At 66.6% G+C, this 25,589-nt stretch carries 23 protein-coding genes; 9 read left to right on the top strand and 14 right to left on the bottom strand.

What is annotated here, in order from left to right:
* Positions 1-45: 45 nt before the first annotated feature.
* Positions 46-1,095: an oxidoreductase gene (locus M3M27_RS17005; protein WP_434026372.1), complete on the bottom strand. Its 1,050-nt coding sequence runs from the start codon at positions 1,093-1,095 to the stop codon at positions 46-48.
* A 145-nt stretch (positions 1,096-1,240) separates the two neighbouring features.
* Between M3M27_RS17005 and M3M27_RS17000 the strand changes: the two genes are divergently transcribed.
* The 4 genes from M3M27_RS17000 (at position 1,241) to M3M27_RS16985 (ending at position 5,612) form a co-directional block, all read left to right on the top strand.
* The gene (locus tag M3M27_RS17000) at positions 1,241-1,591 is read left to right on the top strand and encodes a BON domain-containing protein (protein ID WP_256661968.1); all 351 of its coding nucleotides are present in this window, start codon (positions 1,241-1,243) and stop codon (positions 1,589-1,591) included.
* Between the two features lie 258 nt (positions 1,592-1,849).
* A complete protein-coding gene (locus M3M27_RS16995; protein ID WP_434026371.1) occupies positions 1,850-3,664 on the top strand; it encodes a sensor histidine kinase in 1,815 nt (604 codons plus the stop codon).
* Positions 3,661-4,101: a response regulator gene (locus M3M27_RS16990; protein WP_140726852.1), complete on the top strand. Its 441-nt coding sequence runs from the start codon at positions 3,661-3,663 to the stop codon at positions 4,099-4,101. Before M3M27_RS16995 ends, M3M27_RS16990 begins: the two co-directional genes overlap by 4 nt.
* Positions 4,102-4,106: 5 nt before the next feature.
* On the top strand, positions 4,107-5,612 hold the full coding sequence (locus M3M27_RS16985; protein ID WP_434026370.1) for an ATP-binding protein: 1,506 nt from the start codon (positions 4,107-4,109) through the stop codon (positions 5,610-5,612).
* Positions 5,613-5,829: 217 nt separating this feature from the next.
* On the opposite strand, the gene M3M27_RS16980 is transcribed toward M3M27_RS16985, so the two are convergent.
* Positions 5,830-6,666: a 20S proteasome subunit A/B gene (locus M3M27_RS16980; protein ID WP_434026369.1), complete on the bottom strand. Its 837-nt coding sequence runs from the start codon at positions 6,664-6,666 to the stop codon at positions 5,830-5,832.
* A gap of 125 nt (positions 6,667-6,791) precedes the next feature.
* Here M3M27_RS16980 and folK point away from each other — a divergent pair, with 125 nt between their 5' ends.
* The gene (gene folK, locus M3M27_RS16975; protein ID WP_140726864.1) at positions 6,792-7,274 is read left to right on the top strand and encodes a 2-amino-4-hydroxy-6-hydroxymethyldihydropteridine diphosphokinase; all 483 of its coding nucleotides are present in this window, start codon (positions 6,792-6,794) and stop codon (positions 7,272-7,274) included.
* 227 nt (positions 7,275-7,501) lie between these two features.
* On the opposite strand, the gene M3M27_RS16970 is transcribed toward folK, so the two are convergent.
* Positions 7,502-8,239, bottom strand: coding sequence for a pteridine reductase (locus M3M27_RS16970; protein WP_434026368.1), 738 nt, complete (start codon positions 8,237-8,239; stop codon positions 7,502-7,504).
* Positions 8,240-8,292: 53 nt separating this feature from the next.
* On the opposite strand from M3M27_RS16970, the gene M3M27_RS16965 reads away from it, so the two are divergent.
* Positions 8,293-9,477 carry a class I SAM-dependent methyltransferase gene (locus M3M27_RS16965; RefSeq protein ID WP_434026367.1) on the top strand — a complete coding sequence of 395 codons (1,185 nt, stop codon included), beginning with the start codon at positions 8,293-8,295 and terminating at the stop codon, positions 9,475-9,477.
* Between the two features lie 3 nt (positions 9,478-9,480).
* Entirely contained in the window at positions 9,481-9,876 is a 396-nt protein-coding gene (locus M3M27_RS16960) for a VanZ family protein (protein ID WP_434026366.1), read from the top strand.
* 19 nt (positions 9,877-9,895) lie between these two features.
* Here the strand turns inward: M3M27_RS16960 and M3M27_RS16955 are convergent, their stop codons facing one another.
* A complete protein-coding gene (locus M3M27_RS16955) occupies positions 9,896-10,921 on the bottom strand; it encodes a sialidase family protein (RefSeq protein WP_434026365.1) in 1,026 nt (341 codons plus the stop codon).
* A 106-nt stretch (positions 10,922-11,027) separates the two neighbouring features.
* On the opposite strand from M3M27_RS16955, the gene M3M27_RS16950 reads away from it, so the two are divergent.
* Positions 11,028-12,401: an alpha-L-fucosidase gene (locus M3M27_RS16950; protein ID WP_434026364.1), complete on the top strand. Its 1,374-nt coding sequence runs from the start codon at positions 11,028-11,030 to the stop codon at positions 12,399-12,401.
* Between the two features lie 183 nt (positions 12,402-12,584).
* Here the strand turns inward: M3M27_RS16950 and M3M27_RS16945 are convergent, their stop codons facing one another.
* The 4 genes from M3M27_RS16945 to M3M27_RS16930 form a co-directional block, all read right to left on the bottom strand.
* The gene (locus M3M27_RS16945) at positions 12,585-12,965 is read right to left on the bottom strand and encodes a VOC family protein (protein WP_434026363.1); all 381 of its coding nucleotides are present in this window, start codon (positions 12,963-12,965) and stop codon (positions 12,585-12,587) included.
* A 246-nt stretch (positions 12,966-13,211) separates the two neighbouring features.
* A protein-coding gene (locus tag M3M27_RS16940) for an IS5 family transposase (protein ID WP_130531530.1) occupies positions 13,212-14,017 on the bottom strand; the annotation gives its coding sequence in 2 pieces (ribosomal slippage) (positions 13,212-13,687 and positions 13,687-14,017; 807 coding nt in all).
* 23 nt (positions 14,018-14,040) lie between these two features.
* On the bottom strand, positions 14,041-14,367 hold the full coding sequence (locus M3M27_RS16935) for a hypothetical protein (RefSeq protein ID WP_434026362.1): 327 nt from the start codon (positions 14,365-14,367) through the stop codon (positions 14,041-14,043).
* 1,126 nt (positions 14,368-15,493) lie between these two features.
* Positions 15,494-15,910, bottom strand: coding sequence for a hypothetical protein (locus M3M27_RS16930; protein ID WP_434026361.1), 417 nt, complete (start codon positions 15,908-15,910; stop codon positions 15,494-15,496).
* A gap of 143 nt (positions 15,911-16,053) precedes the next feature.
* Between M3M27_RS16930 and M3M27_RS16925 the strand changes: the two genes are divergently transcribed.
* Positions 16,054-16,859 (top strand): IS5 family transposase gene (locus M3M27_RS16925; protein WP_130531530.1). Its coding sequence is split into 2 segments (ribosomal slippage): positions 16,054-16,384 and positions 16,384-16,859, totalling 807 coding nucleotides; the frame shifts between segments, so codons are not numbered across the junction.
* Here M3M27_RS16925 and M3M27_RS16920 read toward each other — a convergent pair.
* The 6 genes from M3M27_RS16920 to M3M27_RS16895 all read right to left on the bottom strand — a co-directional run bounded on the left by M3M27_RS16920 (position 16,856) and on the right by M3M27_RS16895 (position 25,547).
* Positions 16,856-17,551: an RNA-directed DNA polymerase gene (locus M3M27_RS16920; RefSeq protein ID WP_434026360.1), complete on the bottom strand. Its 696-nt coding sequence runs from the start codon at positions 17,549-17,551 to the stop codon at positions 16,856-16,858. The two genes, M3M27_RS16925 and M3M27_RS16920, sit on opposite strands and share 4 nt — an antisense overlap.
* Positions 17,545-18,350 (bottom strand): IS5 family transposase gene (locus tag M3M27_RS16915; protein WP_130531530.1). Its coding sequence is split into 2 segments (ribosomal slippage): positions 17,545-18,020 and positions 18,020-18,350, totalling 807 coding nucleotides; the frame shifts between segments, so codons are not numbered across the junction. The genes M3M27_RS16920 and M3M27_RS16915 overlap by 7 nt, the downstream gene beginning before the upstream one ends.
* Before the next feature lie 506 nt (positions 18,351-18,856).
* Positions 18,857-19,147 (bottom strand): hypothetical protein, encoded by a 291-nt coding sequence (locus M3M27_RS16910; RefSeq protein ID WP_434026359.1) that lies wholly within the window; start codon positions 19,145-19,147, stop codon positions 18,857-18,859.
* Between the two features lie 269 nt (positions 19,148-19,416).
* Positions 19,417-21,261 (bottom strand): glycoside hydrolase family 35 protein, encoded by a 1,845-nt coding sequence (locus tag M3M27_RS16905; RefSeq protein WP_434026358.1) that lies wholly within the window; start codon positions 21,259-21,261, stop codon positions 19,417-19,419.
* 287 nt (positions 21,262-21,548) lie between these two features.
* Positions 21,549-23,888 (bottom strand): GH92 family glycosyl hydrolase, encoded by a 2,340-nt coding sequence (locus tag M3M27_RS16900; protein ID WP_434026357.1) that lies wholly within the window; start codon positions 23,886-23,888, stop codon positions 21,549-21,551.
* A gap of 171 nt (positions 23,889-24,059) precedes the next feature.
* Positions 24,060-25,547: a glycoside hydrolase family 125 protein gene (locus M3M27_RS16895; RefSeq protein ID WP_434026356.1), complete on the bottom strand. Its 1,488-nt coding sequence runs from the start codon at positions 25,545-25,547 to the stop codon at positions 24,060-24,062.
* Positions 25,548-25,589 lie beyond the last annotated feature (42 nt).

Genomic DNA, 25,589 nt, shown 5'->3' with positions numbered 1-25,589 from the left:
CGACGAGCCTCCGCAGCTCGCGCCGCTTCCATGGCGCCCGGGACGTCAGCCGGCGGAGGGAACCTCAAGCCGCTGCCCGAGCCGGGCGCTGCGCACGGCCAGTTCCAGCAGTTCCATCAACCGCAGCGCCTGCGCCGGCGTGACCGGCGCAGGCGCCGTGCCGGCCATCGCGTCGCGCCACTGCGCGTAGCAGCGGCGGTAGTCGCCGCGCTCGCTGGTCACGGCGGCCGCATGGGAGCGGCCTTCTTCGTCCACGCGGGTCAGCACGCCATCGCTCGGGTCCAGTCCCCACTCGGGGCCGCCCGGGCGCCGGCCCGCGCGCAAGGCGTCCTCCTGCGTGTCCAGGCCGTGCTTGACGAAACTGCCGCCGGTGCCGTGCACGGCGAAGCGCAGCCGCGCATCGGGAACCAGCGAGCCGGCGTGCAGCACGGCCCGCATGCGCGGGTAGTGCAGCACGACGTCGAACCAGTCGTCGCTGCGCGCGCGTTCGCGCTGCGCGTCGATGTCGGCCTGGATGGCCTGCGGCGTACCGAACAGCTGCAGGGCCTGGTCGAGCAGGTGCGGGCCGAGGTCGAACCACAGCCCCGCGCCGGGCGCATCGCTCTCGCGCCAGCGGTCGCGCACCTGCGGCCGGAACCGGTCGAAGTGGGAATGGAACTCGGCGATGCGGCCGAGCTTCCCGGCATCGAGCAGGCGCTGCACGGTCAGGAAGTCGGCATCCCAGCGCCGGTTCTGGAACACGCTGGCGACGCGGCCCGCGCGCTCGGCCGCCGCCAGCACGCGCCGGGCTTCCTCGGCGGTGACCGCGAACGGCTTGTCGACCAGCACGTGCTTGCCGGCGGCGAGCGCCTCGCAGGCGAGGGCGGCATGGGTATCGTTGGGCGTGGCGATGACGACGGCATCGATGTCCGGGTCGGCCAGCGCCTGTCCGCGCTCGGCCAGGCAGCGCGCGTCCGGGAAATCCCGGCCGGCCGCAGCCTGGCTGGAGACGATGGTATGCAGGCGCAGGCCGTCGGTGGCGGCGACCAGGGGCGCGTGGAAGACGCGTCCGGCGTAGCCGTAGCCGAGCAGCGCGACATTGAAGGATCCGGCCATGGCGATGCATGCCTGAATGGGTGGGTGCCCGGATGATAGCCAGTCAAGACCGGATGAAGGGAACGCGGCGGGACGCCCGCGGCGGTCACGCGCGCTGTACGCCCTGCGCGGAACATGGATCGTACCTATCCCAGGAGGAGCCGAGATGAGCAAGCGCAACCCGATGATTTCCCCTGTGCTGGCTGCATCGCTGTCGCTGGGCCTGCTGGCCGTCGCGGGCCAGGCGTGGGCCGTCGATCCGCCGCCGCAAGGTTCGAAGATGGAATCCGACGAGCCGGTGACCGATACCTGGATCACCACCAAGGTGAAGAGCGACCTGCTGGCGACCCGCAACGTGTCCGGTACCGACATCAAGGTGGAGACGCGCAATGGCGTCGTGAGCCTGTCCGGCACCGTGAAGAGCCAGGCCGAGCGCGACAAGGCCGTGGCCACCGCCAGGGCGATCAAGGGCGTCAAGAGCGTCGATGCCAGCGGGCTCGAGGTGGGCGGCAGGTAAAAGGGCAGGGCGGTTCGCCGATGGCGAGCCATCGGCGGGGATGCAGGGCGCGTCGACGACGCGCCCTTCTTCATGGGGAGGGGAAAGCGGAAACCGGAACGTCCGCGCGTTCTTCACGCGGAGTGCACTTACGATTGCCGGTTTTCGGCGACGTTCAGTAAAGTGACGGGACGGGAAATCTTAACGGTTAATCACGACAGGAACGTGATGGCGGACAATGTCGCGCTATCGCCACGGTGAACGACGGGAAAGGGATCGATGCAGGCAACGAGCAGTGCAGACGTATGGGACCGCTGGCGCCTGCCATTGCTGGCATTGGCGGTGTTCCTGATCGTCGTCGTTCCCTCGTTGCTGCTGCAGCAGATGGCGCGCAATGCCGACAGCGCTGCCAACCGCGCATCGCACAGCCAGGAAGTGCGCGAGCAGGCGCAACGCCTGGAAGCGTCGCTGCGCGACCTGGAATCGGCCGCACTGGCGCGTTCGCACGACGTGGACAAGCCGATCCTGCGCGAGCGCATGGCCGAAGGCCGCCAGGAAGCCGAAGCGGCACTGGCGCGCCTGGCCGTGCTGACCCGCGACAACCCCAGCCAGCAGTTGCGGCTCGGGCGCACGGAGGCCACCGTCGAACGCCGGATGGCGACCGCGGAGGAGATCGCCACCACGCGCGATCCCGCGCAGATCCGCGTCCTGATCGAGGACATGACCACGCGCAGCCCGGTGCGCGGCCTGATCGACGGCGTGCAGGACGAGGAAGCGCGCCTGCTGGCGCTGCGCCAGGGCGAGATGCAGCGCCAGCGCACGCTCTACAACGTATTGAGCTGGACCGCGCTGGTGGTGCAGTTGCTGCTGCTGGGCACCGTGGTGTGGCTGCTCCAGCGCCAGATCCGCCGGCGCCTGGTGGCCGAACGCGGGCTGCTGCATGCCAGCGGCCGCGCCTCCGCGGTGCTGCAGACCGTGCGCGAGCCGATCGTGCTGCTCGATGGCCAGCAACGGGTGATCCTGCACAACCCCGCCTTCGCCGAACTGTACGGGCTGGAGGAAGGCGCCAAGGCCCCCGAGCAGTTGCTGCTGAAGGACGTGGGCGGCGGCGCCTGGAACGACGTGCTGATCCAGCAGCGCCTGTCGGACATCCTGCTGCGCGGGCGCGAGCTGTGGGACTTCGAGCACGAGCAGCGCGCCGCCGACGGCGTGGTGCGGACCATGCTGCTCAACGCGCGGCGCATGCTGCTGCCGGGCTCCGAGGACGAAGTGGTGCTGATGACGGTCAGCGACATCAGCCTGCAGAAGGCCGCGCAGCGGCGCATCCAGGAGCTCAACCGGCAGTTGGAGGGCAAGATCGAGCAGGTGTCGGAGGTCAACCGCGAACTGGAGGCCTTCAGCTACTCGGTCTCGCACGACCTGCGCGCGCCGCTGCGCCACGTCGCCGGCTTCGCCGACAAGCTGTCGCGCCACCTCGGCGAGCAGGCGGACGAGAAATCGCGCCACTACATGGACGTCATCAGCAGCTCCGCGCAGCGGATGGCTGCGCTGATCGACGACCTGCTGGTGTACTCGCGCCTGGGCCGCAGCGCGATGCGCATGCAGGCGGTGGACATGCAGTCGCTGGTGGCCGAGACGCGCTCGATCCTGGACGCCAACCTGCAGGCGGAGAATTCCGCGCGCCGGGTGGAATGGCGGATCGCCCCGTTGCCGATCCTGGTGGCGGACGAGAACATGATGCGGCAGTTGTGGATGAACCTGATGAGCAACGCCGTCAAGTACAGCGCCAAGCGCGAAGTGGCGCGCATCGAGATCGACTACGAGGCGCTGCCCGACGGCAGCCACCATTTCGCCGTCCGCGACAACGGCGCCGGCTTCGACATGGATTACGCCAGCAAGCTGTTCGGCGTGTTCCAGCGCCTGCACAAGGCCAGCGAATATCCCGGCACGGGCATCGGCCTGGCCAGCGTGCGCCGCGTGCTTTCGCGCCATGGCGGGCGCATCTGGGCCGAGAGCGCGGTCGACCAGGGCGCCACCTTCCATTTCATCCTGCCTCCCGCGCTTGAAGCGGCCAACACGGAGTCCAACGCATGACCTCCATTCGCACCATCCTGCTCGCCGAAGACAGCGCCGCCGACGCGGAAATGGCCGTCGACGCGCTGCGCGAGGCCCGGCTGGCCAACCCGATCGTGCACGTGGAGGACGGCGTGGAGGCGATGGACTACCTGCTGCGCCGGGGCGCGTTCGCCGGCCGCGAGGAAGGCCTGCCGGCGGTACTGCTGCTGGACATCAAGATGCCGCGCATGGACGGGCTGGAAGTGCTCAAGCAGATCCGCGCCGACGAGCAGCTCAAGCGCCTGCCGGTGGTGATCCTCTCGTCCTCGCGCGAGGAGCGCGACCTGGCGCTCAGCTGGGACCTGGGCGTCAACGCCTACGTGGTCAAGCCGGTGGACGTCGACCAGTTCTTCAACGCGGTCAAGACCCTGGGCACGTTCTGGGCGGTCATCAACCAGGCACCGGAGCTGGGTTGAGCGCGATGTCGAACGAAGCCGCAAAGCTCGGCACGCTGCGGATCCTGCTGATCGAGGATTCGCCGGAGGACGCCGAACTGTTGTCCGACCAACTGCTCGAAGCCGGCCTGGACGCCGTCTTCGAGCGGGTGGACAGCGAGTCGTCGCTGCGCCTGGCGCTGGAGTCGTTCCAGCCGGACATCGTGCTGTCGGACCTGAGCATGCCCGGCTTCTCCGGCTACCAGGCGCTGCGCGTGGTGCGCGAGAACAACGCCGCGATGCCGTTCGTGTTCGTTTCCGGCACGATGGGCGAGGAGACCGCGGTCAAGGCGCTGCAGGACGGCGCCAACGACTACATCATCAAGCACAATCCCACGCGCCTGCCGGCCGCGGTGGCGCGCGCGGTGCGCGAGGCGCGCGCGGACATGGACCGCCGGCGCGTGGAAGCCGAACTGATGCGCGCGCAGCGCCTGGAGAGCCTGGCGCTGCTCGCGGCGGGCTTCAGCCACGACCTGCGCAACATCCTGCAGCCGCTGCTGATCGTGCCCGACCTGCTGGCCGGGCGTACCGACGATCCGCAGCTGCGCCAGCTCGCCAACGTCATCGCCGAATGCGGGCGGCGCGGGCACGAAATGGCCGAATCGATGCTCTCGTTCGTGCGCGGCTCGAGCAAGGCGCGCGAGCAGGTGGCGATCCCGCAGTTGTTCCAGGCCGTGCAGTTGCTGCTCAAGAGCAGCCTGCCCGAGGGCGTGCACCTGCGGCTGGACGTGGCCGACGACGCGCTGAGCGTGGAGGCCAACTACACCGAGCTGCAGCAATGCCTGCTCAATCTCGGGCTGAACGCGCTGCAGGCGATGCCGCACGGCGGCACGCTGACCCTTTCCGCCGCCGCCACCGATGCCGAGCATGTCCGCCTGAGCGTGGCCGACACCGGCGTGGGCATGAGCGAGGAGACCCGCGCCCGGCTGTTCAGCCCGTTCTTCACCACCAAGGCCGACGGCACCGGCCTGGGCCTGGTCTCGTGCAAGCGCATCGTCGAGTCCTACGGCGGCAGCATCAGCGTGGAGAGCGCGCCGGGCAAGGGCACGAGCTTCGACATGGTGTTGCCGGTGCGCGCCGGCGTGGTGCCGGAGGTCGAGTCCGACGCGCCGCTGGTGCCGGGCAGGGGCCAGCGCATCCTGCTGGTGGACGGCGAGGCCACGCGGCTGTCGCTGCTGGGCAACGCGTTGTCCAGCCAGGGATACCGGCCGCACCTGGCGATCGATGGCGCCGCGGCGTTGCAGTACGCCCAGCAGAACGTGCTGCCGGACCTGGTGATCGTGGACAGCGACATCATCCTGCTGTCCGCGGTGAGCCTGCTGCTGACGATGCAGGAACTCGGCTACCAGGGCCCGGCGATCGTGCTGGAGGACATCGGTTCGCCCTTGCAGCACGAGCACTACCCGGCCGAGATCCCGGTGCATGTGCTGCACAAGCCGCTGGAGATGCGCCGGGTGTTCCGTGCCGTGGCGATGGCGTTGGAAGAGCCGTGATTCGGGATTCGTAGAAGCCGGCTTCGGAGAGACGCCGGCTACGGCAGGGGGATCGGCCTCGACGGGCTTTGCCGGCCTACCGTGGCCTGAAACCCCCAGGAGAAACATCGGATCGCTTGACAGCCAGGTCTTGGCAAGGACCCTTGCCCGAATCCCGAATCCCGAATCCCGAATCCCGAATCCCGAATCCCGAATCCCGAATCCCGAATCCCACCCTTCACTGCTGCGCCGCTTGGTCCTCCGGATCGCGGCGGATCGCCGAGCGCCGGGGCGGCAGCGGCGGCAGGGCGCCGGGCGCCGCGGCGGTGTCGGCTTCGGGGAGCGCCGGCTCCCAGGGGAAGCGCGGCAAGGTGCGCACCGCATTCTCCAGCTTGCGCGACCAGTTCTCGTGGATGTCGGCGTACAGCGGCGTATCCGCCTCCAGGCGCATGCGCTCGGTGACGCGCAGGTCGTTGGTGCGGATCAGCGCCAGGTCGATCGGCATGCCGACCGACAGGTTGGAGCGGATCGTCGAGTCCAGCGACACCAGCGCGGTGCGGGCGGCGTCCTCCAGCTTCATCTCCGGGCGGATGATGCGGTCCAGGATCGGCTTGCCGTACTTGGACTCGCCGATCTGCATGTAGGGCGTCTCCGGCGAGGAGGCGATCGCGTTGCCGAGCGGGTAGATCATGTACAGGCCCGGCCGCTCGCCGGCGATCTGGCCCCCCAGGATCAGCGTGGCCGAGGTGCTCACGCCGCTCTGCTGGGCCTGTTCGCTGAGCTTGGCCTGGCTGGATACCAGCACTTCGCCCACGTACTCGGCGGCCTCGAACAGGTGGCGGAACGCGCGCAGGCTGCGCGGCGCGCCGTCGTCCGCATCCCGCTGCAGCTTGGCGAGGGTGAGCTGGGTCGTGGCTAGATTGCCGGCGGACATGATCGCGAACACCGCCTGCCCCGGGTACTCGAACACATGCAGCTTGCGATGGACGCGCACGTCGTCCAGCGAGGCATTGGTGCGGGTGTCCGCGGCGAAGACCAGGCCTTCGTCTGTTTCGATGCCGACGCAATAGGTCATGGTGCTGCCCGTGGCTGTGCAGGCCGATTCTATGCACCGCGGCGGGGCGGTGACTAGTGCGGGACCGCGCCGCCGGGCCGCACGCCGCGGTTGACGCTGCCCCGCCGCGCATGCGCGAATATCGCATGACCACGGTGCTTCTCAGCCTCGGCAGCAACCTCGAACCGGCGCGCCATCTGGGCGCGGCGCTGCGCGAGCTGCGCGCGGCGTTCGGCGAGCTGGCCGTTTCGCCCGCGTACCTGACCCCGGCCGTTGGCTTCGACGGGCCGGATTTCCTCAACAATGCGGTGTCGCTGGAGACCGACATGGCGCTGCCGGCGCTGGACGCCTGGCTGCATGCGCTGGAGGACCGCCACGGCCGCGACCGCAGCGGTCCGCGCTTCGGCAACCGGACCCTGGACGTGGACATCGTCTTCTATGGCGATGCGATCGTCGAAGGGCCGGGCCACCTGCGCATTCCGCGGCCGGAGCTGAAGCATGCCTTCGTGCTCCGGCCGATGGCCGACATCGCGCCGGATTTCGTCGACCCGGTGACCGGACGCACGCTGGCCGAGCTGTGGCGGGCGCATCCGGACCACGACCGGGCGTTCGAGGTGGTGGCGCTGTAGCGCCGGATGGGTCTGGCTGGGCGCATCGGCGCTTGTGGACGCGGGCGGCTTCTGCGGGAACGGCTTCTGTGGGAGCGGCTTCAGCCGCGATGGGGCTTTCATGCCAGATCCCTCTGCAACAGCCTGCACATCCCTGTGCAGGGGTTCAATGGGAAAAACCCATCGCGGCTGAAGCCGCTCCCACAAGAGCCAATGGAAGCTGGCTCCCGCGGCGGCGGCGCGCGTTGTCAGGACAGCGTGCGGCCGCCGTCCAGCGGCAAGGTGTGGCCGGTGACGTAGCCGGCGTCTTCCAGCAGCCAGCGCACCGCCTCGGCCACTTCTTCCGGGGTGCCGGTGCGCGCCAGCGGCGTACGCGCCAGCAGCGCCTGTTGCGCGGCCTCGCTCTTGCCCTGTTCGGGCCACAGGATGGCACCGGGCGCGATCGCGTTGACGCGCACGCGCGGCGCCAGTTCCAGCGCCAGCGAGCGCGTCAGCATCGCCAGCGCCGCCTTGGCCGCGGTGTAGACGGCGTGGTCGCGCAGCGGCTGGCGGGCGTGCAGGTCGGTGATGTTGACGATCGCCCCGCTGCGGGCCTGCAGGTGCGGGGCGGCGGCCTGGGCGAGGAAGAACGGCGCGCGCGCGTTGACCGCGAACAGGTCGTCCCACTGCGCCGGCGTCGCGCCGCCGAGCGGGGTCGGATAGAAGTTCGAGGCGTTGTTGACCAGCGCGTCCAGCCCGCCGAACCGCGCCAGGCACTGCGCCACCAGCCCGGCCGGGGCCTGCGGGTCGCGCAGGTCCGCATGCAGCGTCGCCACGCTCCCCGGGCGCAGGGCCAGCAGTTCGTCCGCCAGCGCCTGCAGCGCGTCGCCGGAACGATGGGCGTGCACGGCGAGGTCCCAGCCGCGCGCGTGCAGGCGGCGGGCGATCGCCGCGCCGATGCGGCGCGCGCCGCCGGTGATCAGGACGACCTTGGCAGTTGAAGACATCGCGTGGTTCCCGCTCGGCTATCCTGTGCATTGTCCACGCAATCGATCCCGCCATGCACGCCGACCTTCCCCCTCCCGGTACCGACGCGCTCGAGCACAGCGAGCGGCTCGCGGCCCACCTGCGGGCGGAGATCATGGCCGCGGGCGGGGCGATCCCGTTCTCGCGCTTCATGGAAGTGGCGCTGTATGCGCCGGGCCTGGGCTACTACAGCGCCGGCGCGCACAAGTTCGGCGAGGCCGGCGATTTCGTCACCGCGCCGGAGCTGGGGCCGCTGTTCGCCGCCACCGTCTCCGGTGCGCTGGCGCCGGTGCTGCAGCAGCTCGGCCCGCAGTCGCGCATGCTCGAACTGGGCGGCGGCAGCGGCGCGTTCGCCGAGGTCACGCTCAAGCGCCTGCTGGAACTGGACGCGCTGCCGGAACGCTATGCGATCCTGGAGCCGAGCGCCGACCTGCGCGAGCGCCAGCGCGAGCGGCTCGGCAAGTCGCTGATCCCGCCGGTGTTCGACCTGGTCGAATGGGTGGACGGCCCGTTCGCCGACGACTGGAACGGCGTGCTGTTCGCCAACGAGGTGATCGACGCGCTGCCGACCCCGCGCTTCCTGATCCACGAGGGCGAGATCCACGAGGAGACCGTCGCGCTCGACGGCGAAGGGCGCTTCGTGCGCGGCATGCAGCCGGCCGATCCGCTGATGGTCGCCGCGGTCCGGCACGTCGAGGCGTACCTGGAGCGGCCGTTCGAGAGCGGCTACCGTTCCGAACTGCTGCCGCAGCTGCCGTACTGGATCCAGGCGGTCGCGGGCGGGCTGAAGAGCGGCGCGATGCTGTTCGTCGACTACGGCTATCCGCGTTCGGAGTACTACCAGCCGCAGCGCACCGACGGCACCTTGCGCGCGTTCTATCGCCACCGGGTGCACGACGACCTGTACCGCTGGCCGGGACTGCAGGACCTCACCGCCTCGGTGGACTTCACCGCGCTGGCCGAAGCCGGCACCGGCGCCGGCTTCGACCTGGCCGGCTATTGCACCCAGGCCAGCTTCCTGCTCGGCAATGGCCTGCACAAGCTGCTGGAAGTCGCCGATACCCGCACCGACGAGGTCGGGCGCGTGCGCCTGCGCGAGCAGGTGAAGCGGCTGACCCTGCCCAGCGAGATGGGCGAGCGCTTCCAGGTGATGGGGTTCTCGCGCGACGTCGATCTCAACGCCGCGTTCCTGATGGGCGACCTGACCTGGCGGTTGTAGGTCGTGCCGGTCTTGCGTCCGTTCGCGCGGCCCCGCTTGTGGCAGGGGCTTTGGTGGCTCGGCGTCGCCGTGGTGTTCGCGGTCTGCCTGCTGCCGGCGCCGGACCTGCCGCAGGTGCCGGAAGGCGGCGACAAGGTCGAGCATTTCCTGGCCTATTTCCTTCTCGCCGCGGCTTCGGCGCAACTGCATGCGCGGCGCGCGACGCTGTGGCGGCCGGCGCTGGGCCTGCTGCTGATGGGCGTGCTGATCGAGGTGTTGCAGGGCGCGCTGACCGCCACGCGCAGCGCCGATCCGGCCGATGCGCTGGCCGACGCGGTCGGCGTGGTCGCGGGGCTGGCGCTGGCGTGGACGCCGGCGCGTGGCTGGTTGCAGGCGTTGGATCGGAAGTTGTTTCGGTAATGCTGCTCCCACAGAGAAGCTACAGCCGCGCCGGATCGATCACCACGTGCTTGATGCGCCGGCGCTTCCATGTGTAGGTGACATGCACCAGGCCATCGCGGGCCTGGATCACCGCCGGATAGGAGAACTCGTCCTTCGGGCTGTGTTCCAGCGTCAGCACGCGGCGCCAGTGCACGCCGTCGCGGGACAGCGCCACCGCCAGCGTGCCGCGGCCGTCCCACCAGTCCTTGCCGGCCACCGCCGGGTTGTAGACCAGCAGGGCGCGGCCATCGCGCAGCATCGTCGCGTCGGTGCCCGCGTTGGGGTTTTGCAGGTCGAGCAGGGTCATCGGCGACCAGGTCTCGCCGCCGTCCTCGGAAAAGGTGCTGAAGACGCGGTCCTGCCGCGTGCGCCCGAGCGCCTGCAGGCGACCGTCCGGGTGCAGCAGCAGGCTGGGCTGGATCGCGCCGATCTGGGCCGGATCGTTGAGGTCGCCGCCGCGCTGCCAGTGCGTGCCGCCGTCGTCGCTCCATTCGATGTGGGCACGCCACCGCTCGCCATCGGCCTCGGTGCTGCTCGGGGCGAGGATGCGTCCATCGGGCAACTGCAGCGGCTTGTTCTTGATGGGCCCGAGGATGCCGCCAGGCAGGCGCCGCGCCGTCGACCAGTGCCGCCCGTCGTCGTCCGACGTGGCGAGCAGTCCCCACCACTGGCACGGGTTTGGGCCGGCCTTGTAGTAGAGCTGCAGCGGGCCGTGCGCGGGTTGAAACAGCACCGGGTTCCAGGCCGGCTGGGTGCCGCCGTCGGCGACCTTGCGCGGCGCGGACCAGCCGTTCGCATCGCGCTCGCTCAGCCAGATCGCCACGTCGGGCGCGCCCTCGTGCGCGCCGCCGAACCAAGCGGCCAGCAACCGGCCGTCGCCGGTCTCGACGATGGTCGAGGCGTGGCTCTGCGGCGTGGGCGGCGCCTCGGCGACGAACTCGCCGAGCACGATCGGCGATGGCGCGGCCGCAGCGCCTGCGGACGACAGCAAGGCCAGGGCGGCGAGGGCGAACAAGCGCGGCATGGAATGGGTCCGTAGGATTGGTGATATACCTGTATATGATCTATTAAATACCATATGCTCGAGGTTCAGGGCGGCCGCCGGCCGCCGACCCCTTCGAGGATCCGCGATGAAACGACGCCCGCTTTCCCCGTTGCGCTGGTTGGCCGGATTCGGCCTGGCCTTGGCCCTGCCGGCCGCGATCGCCCAGAACTTCGCCGAGGTGAAGCCCTCGCCGCAGCAGGTGGCATGGCAGGACCTGGAGTTCGGCGTGATCGTGCACTTCAACCCCAACACCTGGCTCGACCAGGAATGGGGCGACGGCACCGCCAGCCCGAAGGTCTTCAACCCGACCCAGGTCGATCCCGGCCAGTGGGCGCGCGCGGTCAAGGCCGCCGGCGCGAAGTACCTGATCCTGGTCGCCAAGCACCACGACGGCTTCGCGCTGTGGCCGACCGCGCAGAGCGAATACTCGGTCAAGAACAGCCCGTGGCTGGGCGGCAAGGGCGACCTGGTGAAGATGACCGGCGAGGCGGTGCGCAAGGAAGGCCTCGGCTTCGGCATCTATCTCTCGCCGTGGGACCGCCACGAGCCCAAGTACGCCGATTCCAAGGCCTACGACAAGTTCTACGCCGCGCAGCTGGTGGAACTGGCCTCGCACTACGGCCCGATCACCGAGTGGTGGCTGGACGGCGCCGGCAGCGCCGGCCATGTCTACGACTTCGACAAATACATGGAAGAACTGCGCACTTACCAGCCGAACGCGATGGTGTTCGCCGACACCGCGCTGTTCGAGTACGGCGACATCCGCTGGGTCGGCAACGAGGCCGGCTTCATCGAGGGCGAGAACTGGAACGTGATCGATCGCCACGGTTACCTGCGCTGGCGCCCGGTCGAGGTCGATACGCCGCTGCACAAGCTGCAGTGGTTCTGGCACCCGAACAGCGACGAGACGCTCAAGAGCGTGGACGAACTGGTCGAGATCTGGGAGAAGAGCGTGGGCCTGGGCGGTCAGCTGGTGCTCGGCGTCGCCCCGGACGAGCGCGGGTTGCTGCCGGAGGCCGACGTGCAGCGCCTGAAGGAGATGGGCGAAGCGATCCAGGCCCGCTACGGCGTGGACAGGAACCTGGTGCCGCGCAACCTGAAGAATCCCGGCGCGATCGCCGCGGCGGTGGACGGCGACCGCGACACCTTCTGGAGCGCGCCGGAAGGCTCGCACAGCGCGGTGCTGGAACTGCAGTTCAAGCAGCCGGTCACCTTCGACGCGGCGCTGAGCATGGAGTGGATCAACGACGGCCAGCTCGTGCAGAAGTACGCGGTCGAGGCCTGGCAGGACGGCAAGTGGGTGCGCCTCGCGCAGGCGCAGGCCATCGGCCGCATGAAGATCGACCACTTCGCCCCGGTGACCACCAGCAAGGTGCGCCTGAACATCCTGTCCAGCGCGGACGCGGTGCATATCCGCGAGTTCCAGCTGTTCGATACGGGGAAGGGCGCGGTGCGTTGAGTTGGAGATGACGGCGCCGGGTAGGGGCAGGTCCGCCTGGTGAGGCGAACCTGCCCCCGTCGCTACTTGCTACGCGTCGCCTTGCATCGACAAGCTGCACAGCTCTCGGGGGATGGCTAACGCTTGAATTGAACTGACCCGCGAAGCGGGTTCAGCTTGAATGAATTGTTAGGCCGCAGCCAGCTATTGCGCACTCGGCGGCTCCCACAGCTCAACTTTGTTGCCGTCCGGGTCGATCACCCATCCGAACTTGCCGAAGTCCGATGACTCTGTACTGTCCAGCACGTTGCAGCCTTCAGCGCGCAACGCTGCAAGAAGTGTGTCGAGATCAGCTACTCGGAAATTGAGCATGAAGGGGGCGGCGCTCGGCTCCATCTTGTCTGTGTCCAGCGCAAATGGACTCCAGATGGTCATGCCCGGCTGACTCTCGGGACCGCCCCATTGGAAGACTGCACCGCCCCAATCTGTCACATCCAAGCCGAGGTGGTCGCGGTACCAAGCACCGAGTGTTTTTGGGTCTCTGGATTTGAAGAAAATGCCGCCAATCCCAGTGACACGTCTCATGCTCTTCTCCAAAGTGTGGAAGACTTTCTTTGCGGTCTAACGCCTGAATTAAGCCGAACCGCGAAGCGGTTTCGGCTTGAATGAATTGTTAGAGGGCGTACCGCTACAGTTTGTACGCCACTTGATCATTGTTAACTGTGACCTTTCCGGATGACCGCAAGTGCTGAATCACAACCTCGACTTGCTTGTCGGTCAATTTAAGATTGCTCAGGGCCTTGATTGTAGAGGCAAGTGTCTTTAGAGCGGCTAACAAAACCCGGGAAGATGGCGAAGACAGATGACCGAGCAGGCGAGAGACAGCAGGGCCAGATGGATATCGATCCGGCGTTCGAAACGGATGCGCAGCTTGCCCATGCCCGCGAACCAAGCATGAGTGCGCTCGACTACCCAACGATAGCGTCCCAGCCTATCGTTGCGTTCTATCCCCTTGCGGGCGATACGCGGGGTGATACCTCGCTGGTTGAGGTGATCGCGGCAGCGGTCGATGTCGTAGGCCTTGTCGGCGTGCAGCTTGCCCGGCCAGCGTTGCGGACGCCCCGGCTTGCCAGCGATCGGGGGCAGTGCATCAACCAACTCCTCGAATACCACCGAGTCGTGCCGGTGGGCTCCGGTGACACAGAACGCCAAGGGAATGCCGTTGCAGTCGGTGATCAGGTGCCGCTTGCTACCGAGCTTACCGCGATCGGTCGGGTTCGGCCCGGTGTAGGCGCCCCCCGGGGGGCGGCCACACTGGCCGCGTCCAGGCTGGCTCGACTCAGGTCCAGCTTGTCGGCCCGGCGCAGTTCGGCCAACAGGACCTGATGCAGACGATGCCAGACCCCGGCGGCTTGCCAGTCGCGCAACCGCCGCCAGCAGGTCATGCCGCTGCCGTAGCCCAGTTCCTGGGGCAACTCCTCCCACGGGATGCCGGTGCGCAGGACATAGACGATACCGTTGAGGGCTTGTTGGTCGCTCACGCGCGGTCGCCCTCCCTTGGGCGAGGGCTTCACGGGCGGGATCAAAGGTTCGATGCGCTTCCACAGCGCGGCGGGAATCTCTTTGCGACGTGCCATGCAGGCGATTTTGTCATCACCGCTCAGGTGTACAAGGCGGTTTTGTTAGCCGCTCTAAGAACCTCTGGAACAATTACCGCTCGCGCATTATCTGGATAACCAAGTCTCTGGATCATCGACTCAGTAGCGCCTAACAAGTAGCCTAGACAAAACGAATTTTTTGCAAAGATGCCTTCATTCTCTTCGGTCATCTTAAGTTGCAGAAGAATCGTCTTGAGCAAAAATGGCCATATGGTGTTTGACGCTTTTGCGTAGGTCGTTGGATCCTTGTCCTGCAAGGACGGAATTAGATTAATGCGCGCCTCAATCCGTCGCTGCATGTCAGTCTTTTTTCTAAAAAGGCCAAACATTTCTCTCTCCTGGAAAATGATTAGCCGCGCATCGTTGTGTAGCCATGTTGGGCCTCACGCTCTGCGCTAGTAACCCAATCAAAAAATGCGTCTGCATGTGCGCTGTCTGCGAACGCGACTGTGGCCACGTCATACTGGAGGTGGATGGTGACTTGCGAGGACTTGAGGGGGAATTGGATCCGTTGCAACCAGTCATCCCCCCTCGGACAGGGTACGGAAAAGCTGTGAGACGCTACGTCAAAGCTCAGAGAATGCACGATGATGTCGCGGCGCAAGGCCCGGTCATTTGTGCAAGTCACCGTGATTTTCATGCTCTGGCCCTTCAGGTTTCTGGGAGTCCGGTGTGGCGCCTAACACCTGAGTTAAGCCGCGCCGCGAAGCGGCGTCGGCTTGGACGAATTGTTAGCCCCCGCGAGTAAATTGCAAAGAGCCGAGGATTGCCTGTATGGGGAACTCGACGACTCCGGATGCTTGCGGCATATCGCGGGGGATGGACGAGCCGCACTCGAAATTCACTTCAGTGCCGTTCCACGCAGATGTTAATGAGTAAAGGCGCAAGCGCGTCTTTCCATCAATGTTCTCTACAGAGACGTCGCGCTCCGAGTACACAACGGGATGATTATCCTGTTTCGCGGGCCTCCACTTCACCAAGCGCGCATTCGGATCCCTGAGCCGAGTACGGCGAAGTAGCGCCTGCGCGATAGCATCTGCGCGCTGCTCCACCTGGTTTGGCGAGAGGTTTGCAAGCTCAGACGACCTAGATGTTTCTAGGTAGCAGGTGGCCATTAGCCCTCCAGACGTGCGGCTTCTCCAGCTAATAACTACCGCTGAGTTCTTCTGAGAAGCAGGAACCTGCACCCAGCGCTCGTCGTACCCAAAAGAGACTGCGAGGGCCTCTGAACGCCAAAAGGTAGTTCTGCCCCTCTTCTTCTTCGACGCCTCGACAGCTTCCTTTACCTGATCTGGCGAAGCGGCAGTTGGGGTTTGTGCGTAGATATTTGACATACCCACGAGCGCAAACATCAGTGCGAAGGACACATACACGAAGAGGCGATTGTGCATAGCGGCTAACGCATGAATTAAGCCGACCCGCGAAGCGGGTTCGGCTTGAATGATTTGTTAGGTGTCAAACCAACTTTTCCAAGACCCCGTTCACCCCTTGCACGATCTTCCAGTGTCGACGCTCGTCGACCCCAAGCTTTCGAGTAGCGGACAGGATCCCAAGCCGAAGTAGAGGGGAAGCTGTGGCATACGAGTCCATGACCGCCACAGCTTGAGCTCGCGTGCCAGACTTATGAATTACCAATGCGCAGGCGCGCTTGATTACCTCTGAGCTGCTGTCGGTGAACAGTTTCATAATTTCACTGGCATGATTCCAGTCCTCAGACGAAGCAAAAATGTGCAAGATCCACATTGCGTAGTACGGTGGGGGTGGCCGCCGCTTACTTTGCAGTGGCTTGAGGAGCTTCTTTGCGATCTTCTTCCGCTCGGCAGCAGTAAGGTCATCAAAAGAGAGCACGTACGTAGCGATGTGCTCTGCCACCGGATACAAAAGTTCCGCGTTGTCGATTACAAGCTCAAGAACTTCTCGCTTTAGGTCCGCAGGGGCGCCTGGAATGCGGGGCAACTTAGAGCGGCTAACAAAACCGCCTTGTACACCTGAGCGGTGATGACAAAATCGCCTGCATGGCACGTCGCAAAGAGATTCCCGCCGCGCTGTGGAAGCGCATCGAACCTTTGATCCCGCCCGTGAAGCCCTCGCCCAAGGGAGGGCGACCGCGCGTGAGCGACCAACAAGCCCTCAACGGTATCGTCTATGTCCTGCGCACCGGCATCCCGTGGGAGGAGTTGCCCCAGGAACTGGGCTACGGCAGCGGCATGACCTGCTGGCGGCGGTTGCGCGACTGGCAAGCCGCCGGGGTCTGGCATCGTCTGCATCAGGTCCTGTTGGCCGAACTGCGCCGGGCCGACAAGCTGGACCTGAGTCGAGCCAGCCTGGACGCGGCCAGTGTGGCCGCCCCCCGGGGGGCGCCTACACCGGGCCGAACCCGACCGATCGCGGTAAGCTCGGTAGCAAGCGGCACCTGATCACCGACTGCAACGGCATTCCCTTGGCGTTCTGTGTCACCGGAGCCCACCGGCACGACTCGGTGGTATTCGAGGAGTTGGTTGATGCACTGCCCCCGATCGCTGGCAAGCCGGGGCGTCCGCAACGCTGGCCGGGCAAGCTGCACGCCGACAAGGCCTACGACATCGACCGCTGCCGCGATCACCTCAACCAGCGAGGTATCACCCCGCGTATCGCCCGCAAGGGGATAGAACGCAACGATAGGCTGGGACGCTATCGTTGGGTAGTCGAGCGCACTCATGCTTGGTTCGCGGGCATGGGCAAGCTGCGCATCCGTTTCGAACGCCGGATCGATATCCATCTGGCCCTGCTGTCTCTCGCCTGCTCGGTCATCTGTCTTCGCCATCTTCCCGGGTTTTGTTAGCCGCTCTTAGTGAGTGCGTAAGTTACCGCTTGGTAGTCAACGAGTGCAGTGTCCTCCATCGAGTGCCGCAGCAATCCAACCACATCGTGACCTTGGAGGTTCTCTAAGATGTCTTGGATTTCTTCTTCCGAAGGCTCCTCCGCGTCTCCATAAAGATCGCCCGCGTCTCGGAACATCTGAACCACGGCATCTCTGTCAGTCAAAAGATCCTCATGCCCAACGAGATGATCTTCCCTGTAGCGGCCGATCGGAATGATTTGGGTCTTTGCAGACTGAAGCGTTAGGCCGTGCCTGGTGTAGAGCCACTCCCCTAGGGTAAAGAGAACGGATTGAGCTTCGTACTCGCTCTTCGTGAACATGACGAAGTCATCGACCCAGCGCGCGAACTCGATCTTTGCCGTATCTAGCTGCGTATCTACGTCAATGAGTAGCGCCTCAGCGAGAAGTCTCGACGCATACGGCCCCACAGGTATGCCATAGCTATCTTTCCCCATCAGGTTGCCGATCAACTTCCTGACGAGAACTCTTGCGACGTCACGTACGCGCTGCGTGGTTGCTACGCTTTCAATTACATTCTCGAGCCTATGCTGATAAATCCTAGCGTAGAAGTCCGCTATATCCGCTATGGCGACATATTTGAACGCAGGCCGCTGCGCTAGCTCTGCAAGTCTGCGTTTAAGAGCGGCTAACAAAACCCGGGAAGATGGCGAAGACAGATGACCGAGCAGGCGAGAGACAGCAGGGCCAGATGGATATCGATCCGGCGTTCGAAACGGATGCGCAGCTTGCCCATGCCCGCGAACCAAGCATGAGTGCGCTCGACTACCCAACGATAGCGTCCCAGCCTATCGTTGCGTTCTATCCCCTTGCGGGCGATACGCGGGGTGATACCTCGCTGGTTGAGGTGATCGCGGCAGCGGTCGATGTCGTAGGCCTTGTCGGCGTGCAGCTTGCCCGGCCAGCGTTGCGGACGCCCCGGCTTGCCAGCGATCGGGGGCAGTGCATCAACCAACTCCTCGAATACCACCGAGTCGTGCCGGTGGGCTCCGGTGACACAGAACGCCAAGGGAATGCCGTTGCAGTCGGTGATCAGGTGCCGCTTGCTACCGAGCTTACCGCGATCGGTCGGGTTCGGCCCGGTGTAGGCGCCCCCCGGGGGGCGGCCACACTGGCCGCGTCCAGGCTGGCTCGACTCAGGTCCAGCTTGTCGGCCCGGCGCAGTTCGGCCAACAGGACCTGATGCAGACGATGCCAGACCCCGGCGGCTTGCCAGTCGCGCAACCGCCGCCAGCAGGTCATGCCGCTGCCGTAGCCCAGTTCCTGGGGCAACTCCTCCCACGGGATGCCGGTGCGCAGGACATAGACGATACCGTTGAGGGCTTGTTGGTCGCTCACGCGCGGTCGCCCTCCCTTGGGCGAGGGCTTCACGGGCGGGATCAAAGGTTCGATGCGCTTCCACAGCGCGGCGGGAATCTCTTTGCGACGTGCCATGCAGGCGATTTTGTCATCACCGCTCAGGTGTACAAGGCGGTTTTGTTAGCCGCTCTAAATGAGTCGTATGAGCCTCTTACACTATAGAGTTCACCGTCGACCAGCGACGCGCGGTAGGAAAACACCCGCTTGGATCGTGTTGGGAGGCGATTGGCCTCTATGTCGCGCTTTGCTATTAACGTCAGCGCTGTGTATATCAATAGGTCTTGAGGATGTAGCAGATGAAGCACGCGGACGTTAGCGCGATTCTTCGGAGAGAATACAGTTAACGGCTTGTACGGGATGTATGTATCTAAATCAATCTGAGCGATTGCATCTCGGACTGCCGCCCAGTTAGCAACGACCTCGCCCCATTCCGGGGGTGCGGGCAACATTGCGCTGTATCCATGTCTCTGGATGGCCGCAAACGCGTTATCTAGCTCTTGTGTGGTTAGCGAGAACATTTCATTGACACCTAACGCCTGAATTAAGCCGACCCGCGAAGCGGGTTCGGCTTGAATGAATTGTTAGGGCGCATGTCGCACGCCCTCCGCCTGATGCGCCGAGTAATGTGGCTTTAGCGCTCGATGCTCGATGGCAAGCAGAATGCCAGTTATAAGGAGTGTGGCGGGAAGCCAGGCTACGACAAAAACGATGAGCTGGAATCCCCAGTTGTTGGCGTAGAGGTCGCCACTTGGTGGGCCAGCTAAAAGCGCCTCTGTCCGGAAGTAGAACCAAGTGCCGGCAATAGCAACCGCAAGCGCCAGCTGAGCCAGCGCGAGTATCCAAAACTTTGGTAGCCGCAATTGCCTGCTCATGCGCCCTAACTACTATTCGACGTCAAAATGGTGCGTATGCACGGTGCATAGCGCAGCAGTTTCCAAAGCCTGGCAGCTGGATCTCCAAGTCCTTGTTGGTTTTCCCCTGAAATATGTCGCGTAATCCATGCGTGTAATCCCCTGTGGTTCGCCATGCGCGAGAGCACGAGGCGACGCTATCACCGGCGGGCGTTGCTCACAAGCTCCGCCAGCGTCGGGTGGCGGCTTGAGGTAGAAGTGCGGAGATTGCCGGTGGCAGGGAACGGGAACTAGTTTTCCAGAGCCGACCAGACCTGGTGCCGTAGCCCGCCGACGCGAGGTTCCGGCACGTCGTCCAGGTCGAACACGATCACCGTATTGCCGCCCTTGCGCTGCCATGGCGCTGGGAAGTAGAGCGCGCGCTGCGGGCCGATGTTCCAGTGGCGGCCGAGGTTGTGGCCGTTGGCCCAGGCGAAGCCCTTGCCGAAGGCGCGCATGTCCAGGTAGGTGTCGGCGGGAGTGGCGATCTTCAGTGTGCCGCGGTGGAAGGCGGGGCCTTCCACGTTGGCGGTGGTCCAGCCGCGGATCGCTTCGGGCGCGTCCATCGGCAGCGGGAACGCCTGCCAGCCCTTCACCGGTTGGCCGTCGAGGAACACCGGATCGACCAGGCCGGCGCGACCATCGGCCATGCGCGGGCCGTAGTTGATGCGGCCGCCGTTCTCGACCAGCACCTCGAGGGTGTGCCGGCCGGGCGGGATGTCCACGTCCACCGTCGCCTGCTTCAGGCGGCGGTCGGCGCTGCCGGCGAGCTTGCGATCGACGTAGACGCGCGCATAGTCGCGCACCTCGCCCAGGTACAGCGCGCCCTTGCGCGGGCCGGTGAGGGTGGTGCGGTAGAGGATGTAGCCGTAGGCCTGGCCGTAGCGCTCCATCGGCTGCGGGTCGTCGCTGCGCGGCGAGGGCGCGGGCAGGTTGTCCCACAGCGAGGCGGATTCGCGCAGCGGCGTGGCCGGCAGGGCGGCGAAATGGATCGGCGCGGGCAGGGCCGGTGGCTGCATGCCGGTGGCGCGCGCGATGGCGTCGCGGAACAGCGCGAACTTCGGCGTCGGCCGGCCGGCTTCGTCGAGCACGGCGTCGTAGTCGTAGCTGGTGGTCTGCGGCGCGTAATGGTCGTCGGGATTGCCCTGGAAGTTGGCGCCGTTCATGAAGCCGAAGCTGGTGCCGCCGACGAACATGTACAGGTTGGCGGAATGGCCCTGGCGCAGGATCCATTCGAACTCGCCGGCCTGTTGGGCGGCGTCGGTGCTGGCGTGCTTCTCGCCCCAGTGGTCGAACCAGCCGGCCCAGTACTCGCCGACCATCCGCGGTTGGCCGGGGCGGAACTTCGCCAGCTTCTCGAATGCGCTCCTGGCCTCGCCCGGCGCGAAGTTCACCACCGCCAGGGTGCCGGACAGGGTGCCGTTGGCGAGCATGTCGGCGCCGTCGGAAGTGAATAGCAGCGCCTTGTCGAAGCCTGCGCGCACGAACAGCTCGCGGTTGGCCTGCATGTAGGCGTGGTCGTCGCCATAGGAGCCGTACTCGTTCTCGACCTGCACGGCGATGATCGGGCCGCCGTTGCCGTTGAGCAGCGGGCGCACCTGGCCGGCGACGGCCTCGAGGTAGGCGCCGCTGGCGGCGAGGAAGCGCGGGTCCTGGCTGCGCACGCGCATGCCGGGTTCGGCGAACAGCCAGGCGGGATAGCCGCCGGCTTCCCATTCGGCGCAGGCGTAGGGACCGGGGCGCAGGATCACGTTGAGGCCGAGCGCGGCGGCCTCGCGCACGAACGCGGCGACGTCGTTGTCGCCGCCGAAGTCGAACGTGCCCGGCCTGGGCTCGACCAGGTTCCAGAACACGTAGGTCTCGACCGTGTTGAGGCCGAGCGCGCGGGCCTTGAGCAGGCGGTCCTTCCAGTAGGCGCGGGGAATGCGCTGGAAGTGGATCGCGCCGGAGACGATCCGGTAGGGCTTGCCGCCGCGGGTGAAGTGGTCGCCGGTGGTGGAGAAGGCGGGCCAGGCATCGACGCTCTGTGCGGCGACGATGCCCGGCAGCGCAAGCGCGCAGGCGAGGGTGAATGAGGCGAGCGTTCTACGCAGCATTGCGATGTCCGGTGTCAGGATTGAGCGAAGCGCCCTCATCCGGCCCTGCGGGCCACCTTCTCCCGCAAGCGGGAGAAGGGATAGGCAAAGCCCGCTTGCAGGCAAGGGGAGGCGAGATCCGCTTGCGGAGAAGGGATGGGCAAGATCCGCCTGTGGGAGCAGGAGTGGGCGAGACAGGCATGCGGAGTGGGGATGCGGCAGCATGTTGAAGTCCCGAGTCCCGAGTCCCGAGTCCCGAGTCCCGAGTCCCAAGTCCCAAGTCCCAAGTCCCGAGTCCTCAGTCCCGGCTACACGAACGACGGCGGCAGGTCTTGCTTGCGCGAGCCGAATGCGGGATTGGGCTTGGGCCCCATCTCGAACTCCAGCGTGCCGCCGGCGGCGATGTCGGCATGGCGCAGCCAGGCGCGGTTCAACGGCTGGCCGTTCCAGCGCAGCGACTGCACGTAGACGTTCTCGGCGCCGTTGCCGCGGGCGACGATGCGCAGCTTGCGGCCGCCGCCGACGTCGAGTTCGGCGGCGTCGAACAACGGACTGCCGACGACGTAGTTGCCGCTGACCGGATCGACCGCGTACAGGCCCAGGGCGCTGAGCACGAACCAGGCGCTCATCTGCCCGCAGTCCTCGTTGCCGGACAGGCCGTTGCGCGCGTCGTGGTATTGCTCGCGCAGTAGCCGGCGCACCATCGCCTGGGTCTTGTACGGCTGCCCGGCATAGGCATAGAGGTAGGCGACGTGGTGGCTCGGCTCGTTGCCGTGCGCGTACTGGCCGACCATGCCGTCGATGTCCGGCGGCGCGTCGGCGGGCAGTTCGGAACTGGTGGCGAACAGCTCGTCGAGCTTGGCGACGAAGCCGTCGCGGCCGCCGAACAGTTCCATGTAGCCGTACAGGTCGTGCTGGTTGAGGAAGGTGGCCTGCCAGGCATTGGACTCGGTGAAGTCGCGCCATCGTTTCGCGTGGCCCATCGCGCGCGGGTCGAACGGCGCCGCCCAGCGGCCATCCTCCAGGCGCGGCTGCACGAAGCCGCTGTCGCGGTTGAACACGTTGCGGTAGTTGCGCGAGCGCTGCAGCAGCGTGCGGTAGGCATCCTCGTCGCCGGCGGCGCGCGCCAGGTGCGCGCAGGCCCAGTCGTCGTAGGCGTATTCGAGCGTGCGGCTGACCGCCTCGTCGACCTTGTCGCTGGGGATGTAGCCGAGCCGGCGGTAATACGGCAGGCCATGGAAGTCGTCCTCCATGGCGCGCTTGCGGTACAGCGGCCAGGCCGCGGCGAAGTCGATCCCGGCGAAACCCTTGGCATGCGCTTCGGCCAGCACGACGGCGGAGTGGTAGCCGATCATGCAGCCGGTCTCCACGCCCTGCAGCGGCCAGATGCCGACGCCGTCCGGGCATTCGGCGGCACCGCGCACCAGGCATTGCGCCAGGTCCGGCACGCGCTCGGGCTGGACCAGCGTCAGCAGCGGATGCAGGGCGCGGTAGGTGTCCCACAGCGAATAGGTGCTGTAGTTGTGCTGGCCCTCCGGCAGCGCGTGCACCTGCAGGTCCATGCCGCGGTAGCGGCCGTCCACGTCGCTGAACAGCGTCGGCGCCAGCAGCGCGTGGTAGAGGCCGGTGTAGAAGATGCGGCGCTGCGCGTCGTCGCCGGTGTCGATGCGCACGCGGCCGAGTTCCTTCTCCCAGGCGGCGACCGCCTCGGCGTGCACGCGCGCGAAGTCGAAGTCGGGCAGCTCGGCGTCGAGGTTGGCCAGCGCGTTCTCGGCGCTGACCGCGGAGATGCCGACCTTGACCAGCAGCGGCGCGTCGCCGGCGTCCGGATAGTGCAGGGCGAGCTTGAGCTTGCTGCCGTCGGCCTGGCGCGCGTCGCCGGCGAGCGGCTGGTCGCCGCTGTAGAGCTGCGCCTGCGCGAACGGGCGCGACAGGCGCATCGCGAAGAAGACGTAGCGGCCCTTGGCCCACTGCCAGACGCGGCGGCCGCCGGCGACGGTGCGGTCGTCCACCACGCGCAGTTGCGCCTCGGTGACCCGGGTCGGCGTGGACGGGTTGTCCTGCATGCCGTGGGCGAAGTCGACCAGCAGGTGCGCGGGCCGGCCCTTCGGGAAGTGGTAGCGGTGCAGGCCGGCGCGCGCGGTGGCGGTCAGCTCGGCATGGATGTTGGACTCCAGGCGCACGCGGTAGTAGCCGGGCGAGGCGGCCTCGTCGGCGTGGTCGTAGCGTTGGCGGTAGCCGGCGTCGGGATTGTCGAGCGGGCCGGGCGCCAGCCTGACTTCACCGATCGCGGGCACGACCAGCACGTCGAGCATGTCGCCGATGCCGGTGCCGGACAGGTGCGTGTGCGAGAAGCCCATGATCGAGCCGTCGGACTCGTGGTAGCCGCTGCATGCGTCCCATACCGCGTTGTAGGTGTCCGGGCTCAGCTGGACCATGCCGAACGGCAGCGTCGCGCCGGGGAAGGTATGGCCGTGCCCGCCGGTGCCGATGAACACGTCGACGTGGCGAGTGAGGTCGGCCTTGGCGCGCGCGTCGGCCGGCATGGCGTAGCGGCCGGCGCGCGCGAGCGCGGTGCCGGCAAGGCCGGTGCCGCCGAACAGGGCCAGGGCGATGGCGCCCTGCAGGAAGCCGCGTCGTGTTGCCATTGGGTGTACTCCGTCGTTCGGTGAAGGCGAGGACCTTCCTTCTCCTTTGGGAGAAGGTGCCCCGCAGGGGCGGATGAGGGTTCGGGCGAAGCCGCGTGCAGTCGGAACATCGCAGGGCTTCGCTCCGTACCCTCACCCCAACCCCTCTCCCAGCGGGAGAGGGCTTCGTGCTCAGTTTTTCAGCAGGTGCGGCTTGCGCTGCGCCAGGTCGACGACCAGTTCGCCGAACAGGGTGTTGGCCCAGGCGAACCAGTCGCGGGTGAATTTGCCCGGATCGTCCTTGTCGAACGCCTCGTGCATGAAGCCGGTGCCGGCGTGGGTGGTCTTGAGCCAGTGCAGGCACTGGCGGATCTGCGCGTCGTCGTCGCTGGCGAGCGCGTACTGCACGATCGCCATCGGCCAGATCGTGCCCAGGCCGCTATGCGGGCTGCCGACGCCTTCGGCCGCGCGGCCGCGGCTGAAGTACGGGTTGCGCTCGCTCCAGGCCAATGCGCGGGTGCGCAGGAACACCGGATCGTCGCGCTCGCAGCAGCCGAGGTAGGCGAGGCTGAGCAGGCCGGGCGCGTTGGCATCGTCGATGAACAGCTGGTTGCCATAGCCGTCCACCTCGTAGGCCCAGAACGGCTGGCCGTCGGCATCGCGCATCTGGCCGAACGCGCGGGTGGCCTTCTCGACCTCGTCGGCGAACGCGCGGCAGTCCGCCGCGAAAGCGGCGTCGCGATGGATCGCCTCGCTCATCGCTGCCAGCTGCCGCAACGAGACCACCGCGAACAGGTTGGCCGGTACGAACAGCGGGTACACGCAGGCGTCGTCGGAGGGGCGGAACATCGAGTGGATCATGCCGTTGGGCCGGGTCGGCTGGCCGTAGCCCTCCAGCACCAGCGTCTCGGTGGCCAGGGGCGAGGGCCGCTGGAACGTGTAGGGGCCGCGGTCGTGCATGCGCTGCTGTTCGCGGAAGGTGCGCACCACCACGCGCATCGCCTCGCGCCAGTCGTCGTCGAACGGCGCGGTGTCGCCGCTGGCGCGCCAGTACTCGTGGGCGATCCGGATCGGATAGCACAACGAATCCACTTCCCACTTGCGCTCGCCGACGCCGGGCTTCATCTCGGTGATGTCGTCGACCGACCACTTCAGGCGCGCGGTCGTGCCGTCGGGCAGGAAGGCGTTGGCGTAGGGGTCGAGGCGGATGCACGCCGCCTGGCGCTGGATCAGGCCATGGAACATCCGGCGCAACGCCGGGTCCTGCCTGGCCAGCGGCACGTAGGGATGCACCTGCGCGGAGGAATCGCGCAGCCACATCGCGTGGATGTCGCCGGTGATGACGAAAGTGTCAGGCTTGCCGTTGCGCGTGCCGGTCTCGACGGTGGTGTCGAGCGTGTTGGGATAGCAGTTCTCGAACAGCCAGGCCAGTTCCGGATCGCCGATCTTCGCCTTGACCTGCTGCAGGTGCCGTTCGACCGCGGCGCTGACGAAACGGCGCTGCGACTTCGGCGGGCGCTTGCTGGCGAACGTGCGGTCGCCGGCCGCCGCGACGGCGAAGCCGGGCAGGGCGCCGGCGAGCAGGCCGGTGGCGGTCGCGCGCAGGAGGTCGCGACGGGTGGCGGAGAAGCCGGGACCCGGGCGCAGCCGGCGGGCGGATGGCGAATCGGTGTCTGGCATGGAACAGGCTCCAATGGGGATCAATGCAAGAAGACGGCTTTC

The sequence above is a fragment of the Xanthomonas boreopolis genome (genome assembly GCF_046529185.1).
GTDB lineage: Bacteria > Pseudomonadota > Gammaproteobacteria > Xanthomonadales > Xanthomonadaceae > Pseudomonas_S > Pseudomonas_S boreopolis.
Note: the sequence above shows the minus strand (reverse complement) of the source record. Positions and strands in the feature narration are given on the sequence as shown.

Coding starts and splice junctions, on each gene's coding strand:
- M3M27_RS17005 (WP_434026372.1), bottom strand. CDS start 1,095: ATGGCCGGATCCTTCAATGTCGCGCTGCTCGGCTACGGCTACGCCGGA.
- M3M27_RS17000 (WP_256661968.1), top strand. CDS start 1,241: ATGAGCAAGCGCAACCCGATGATTTCCCCTGTGCTGGCTGCATCGCTG.
- M3M27_RS16995 (WP_434026371.1), top strand. CDS start 1,850: ATGCAGGCAACGAGCAGTGCAGACGTATGGGACCGCTGGCGCCTGCCA.
- M3M27_RS16990 (WP_140726852.1), top strand. CDS start 3,661: ATGACCTCCATTCGCACCATCCTGCTCGCCGAAGACAGCGCCGCCGAC.
- M3M27_RS16985 (WP_434026370.1), top strand. CDS start 4,107: ATGTCGAACGAAGCCGCAAAGCTCGGCACGCTGCGGATCCTGCTGATC.
- M3M27_RS16980 (WP_434026369.1), bottom strand. CDS start 6,666: ATGACCTATTGCGTCGGCATCGAAACAGACGAAGGCCTGGTCTTCGCC.
- folK (WP_140726864.1), top strand. CDS start 6,792: ATGACCACGGTGCTTCTCAGCCTCGGCAGCAACCTCGAACCGGCGCGC.
- M3M27_RS16970 (WP_434026368.1), bottom strand. CDS start 8,239: ATGTCTTCAACTGCCAAGGTCGTCCTGATCACCGGCGGCGCGCGCCGC.
- M3M27_RS16965 (WP_434026367.1), top strand. CDS start 8,293: ATGCACGCCGACCTTCCCCCTCCCGGTACCGACGCGCTCGAGCACAGC.
- M3M27_RS16955 (WP_434026365.1), bottom strand. CDS start 10,921: ATGCCGCGCTTGTTCGCCCTCGCCGCCCTGGCCTTGCTGTCGTCCGCA.
- M3M27_RS16950 (WP_434026364.1), top strand. CDS start 11,028: ATGAAACGACGCCCGCTTTCCCCGTTGCGCTGGTTGGCCGGATTCGGC.
- M3M27_RS16945 (WP_434026363.1), bottom strand. CDS start 12,965: ATGAGACGTGTCACTGGGATTGGCGGCATTTTCTTCAAATCCAGAGAC.
- M3M27_RS16935 (WP_434026362.1), bottom strand. CDS start 14,367: ATGTTTGGCCTTTTTAGAAAAAAGACTGACATGCAGCGACGGATTGAG.
- M3M27_RS16910 (WP_434026359.1), bottom strand. CDS start 19,147: ATGAGCAGGCAATTGCGGCTACCAAAGTTTTGGATACTCGCGCTGGCT.
- M3M27_RS16905 (WP_434026358.1), bottom strand. CDS start 21,261: ATGCTGCGTAGAACGCTCGCCTCATTCACCCTCGCCTGCGCGCTTGCG.
- M3M27_RS16900 (WP_434026357.1), bottom strand. CDS start 23,888: ATGGCAACACGACGCGGCTTCCTGCAGGGCGCCATCGCCCTGGCCCTG.
- M3M27_RS16895 (WP_434026356.1), bottom strand. CDS start 25,547: ATGCCAGACACCGATTCGCCATCCGCCCGCCGGCTGCGCCCGGGTCCC.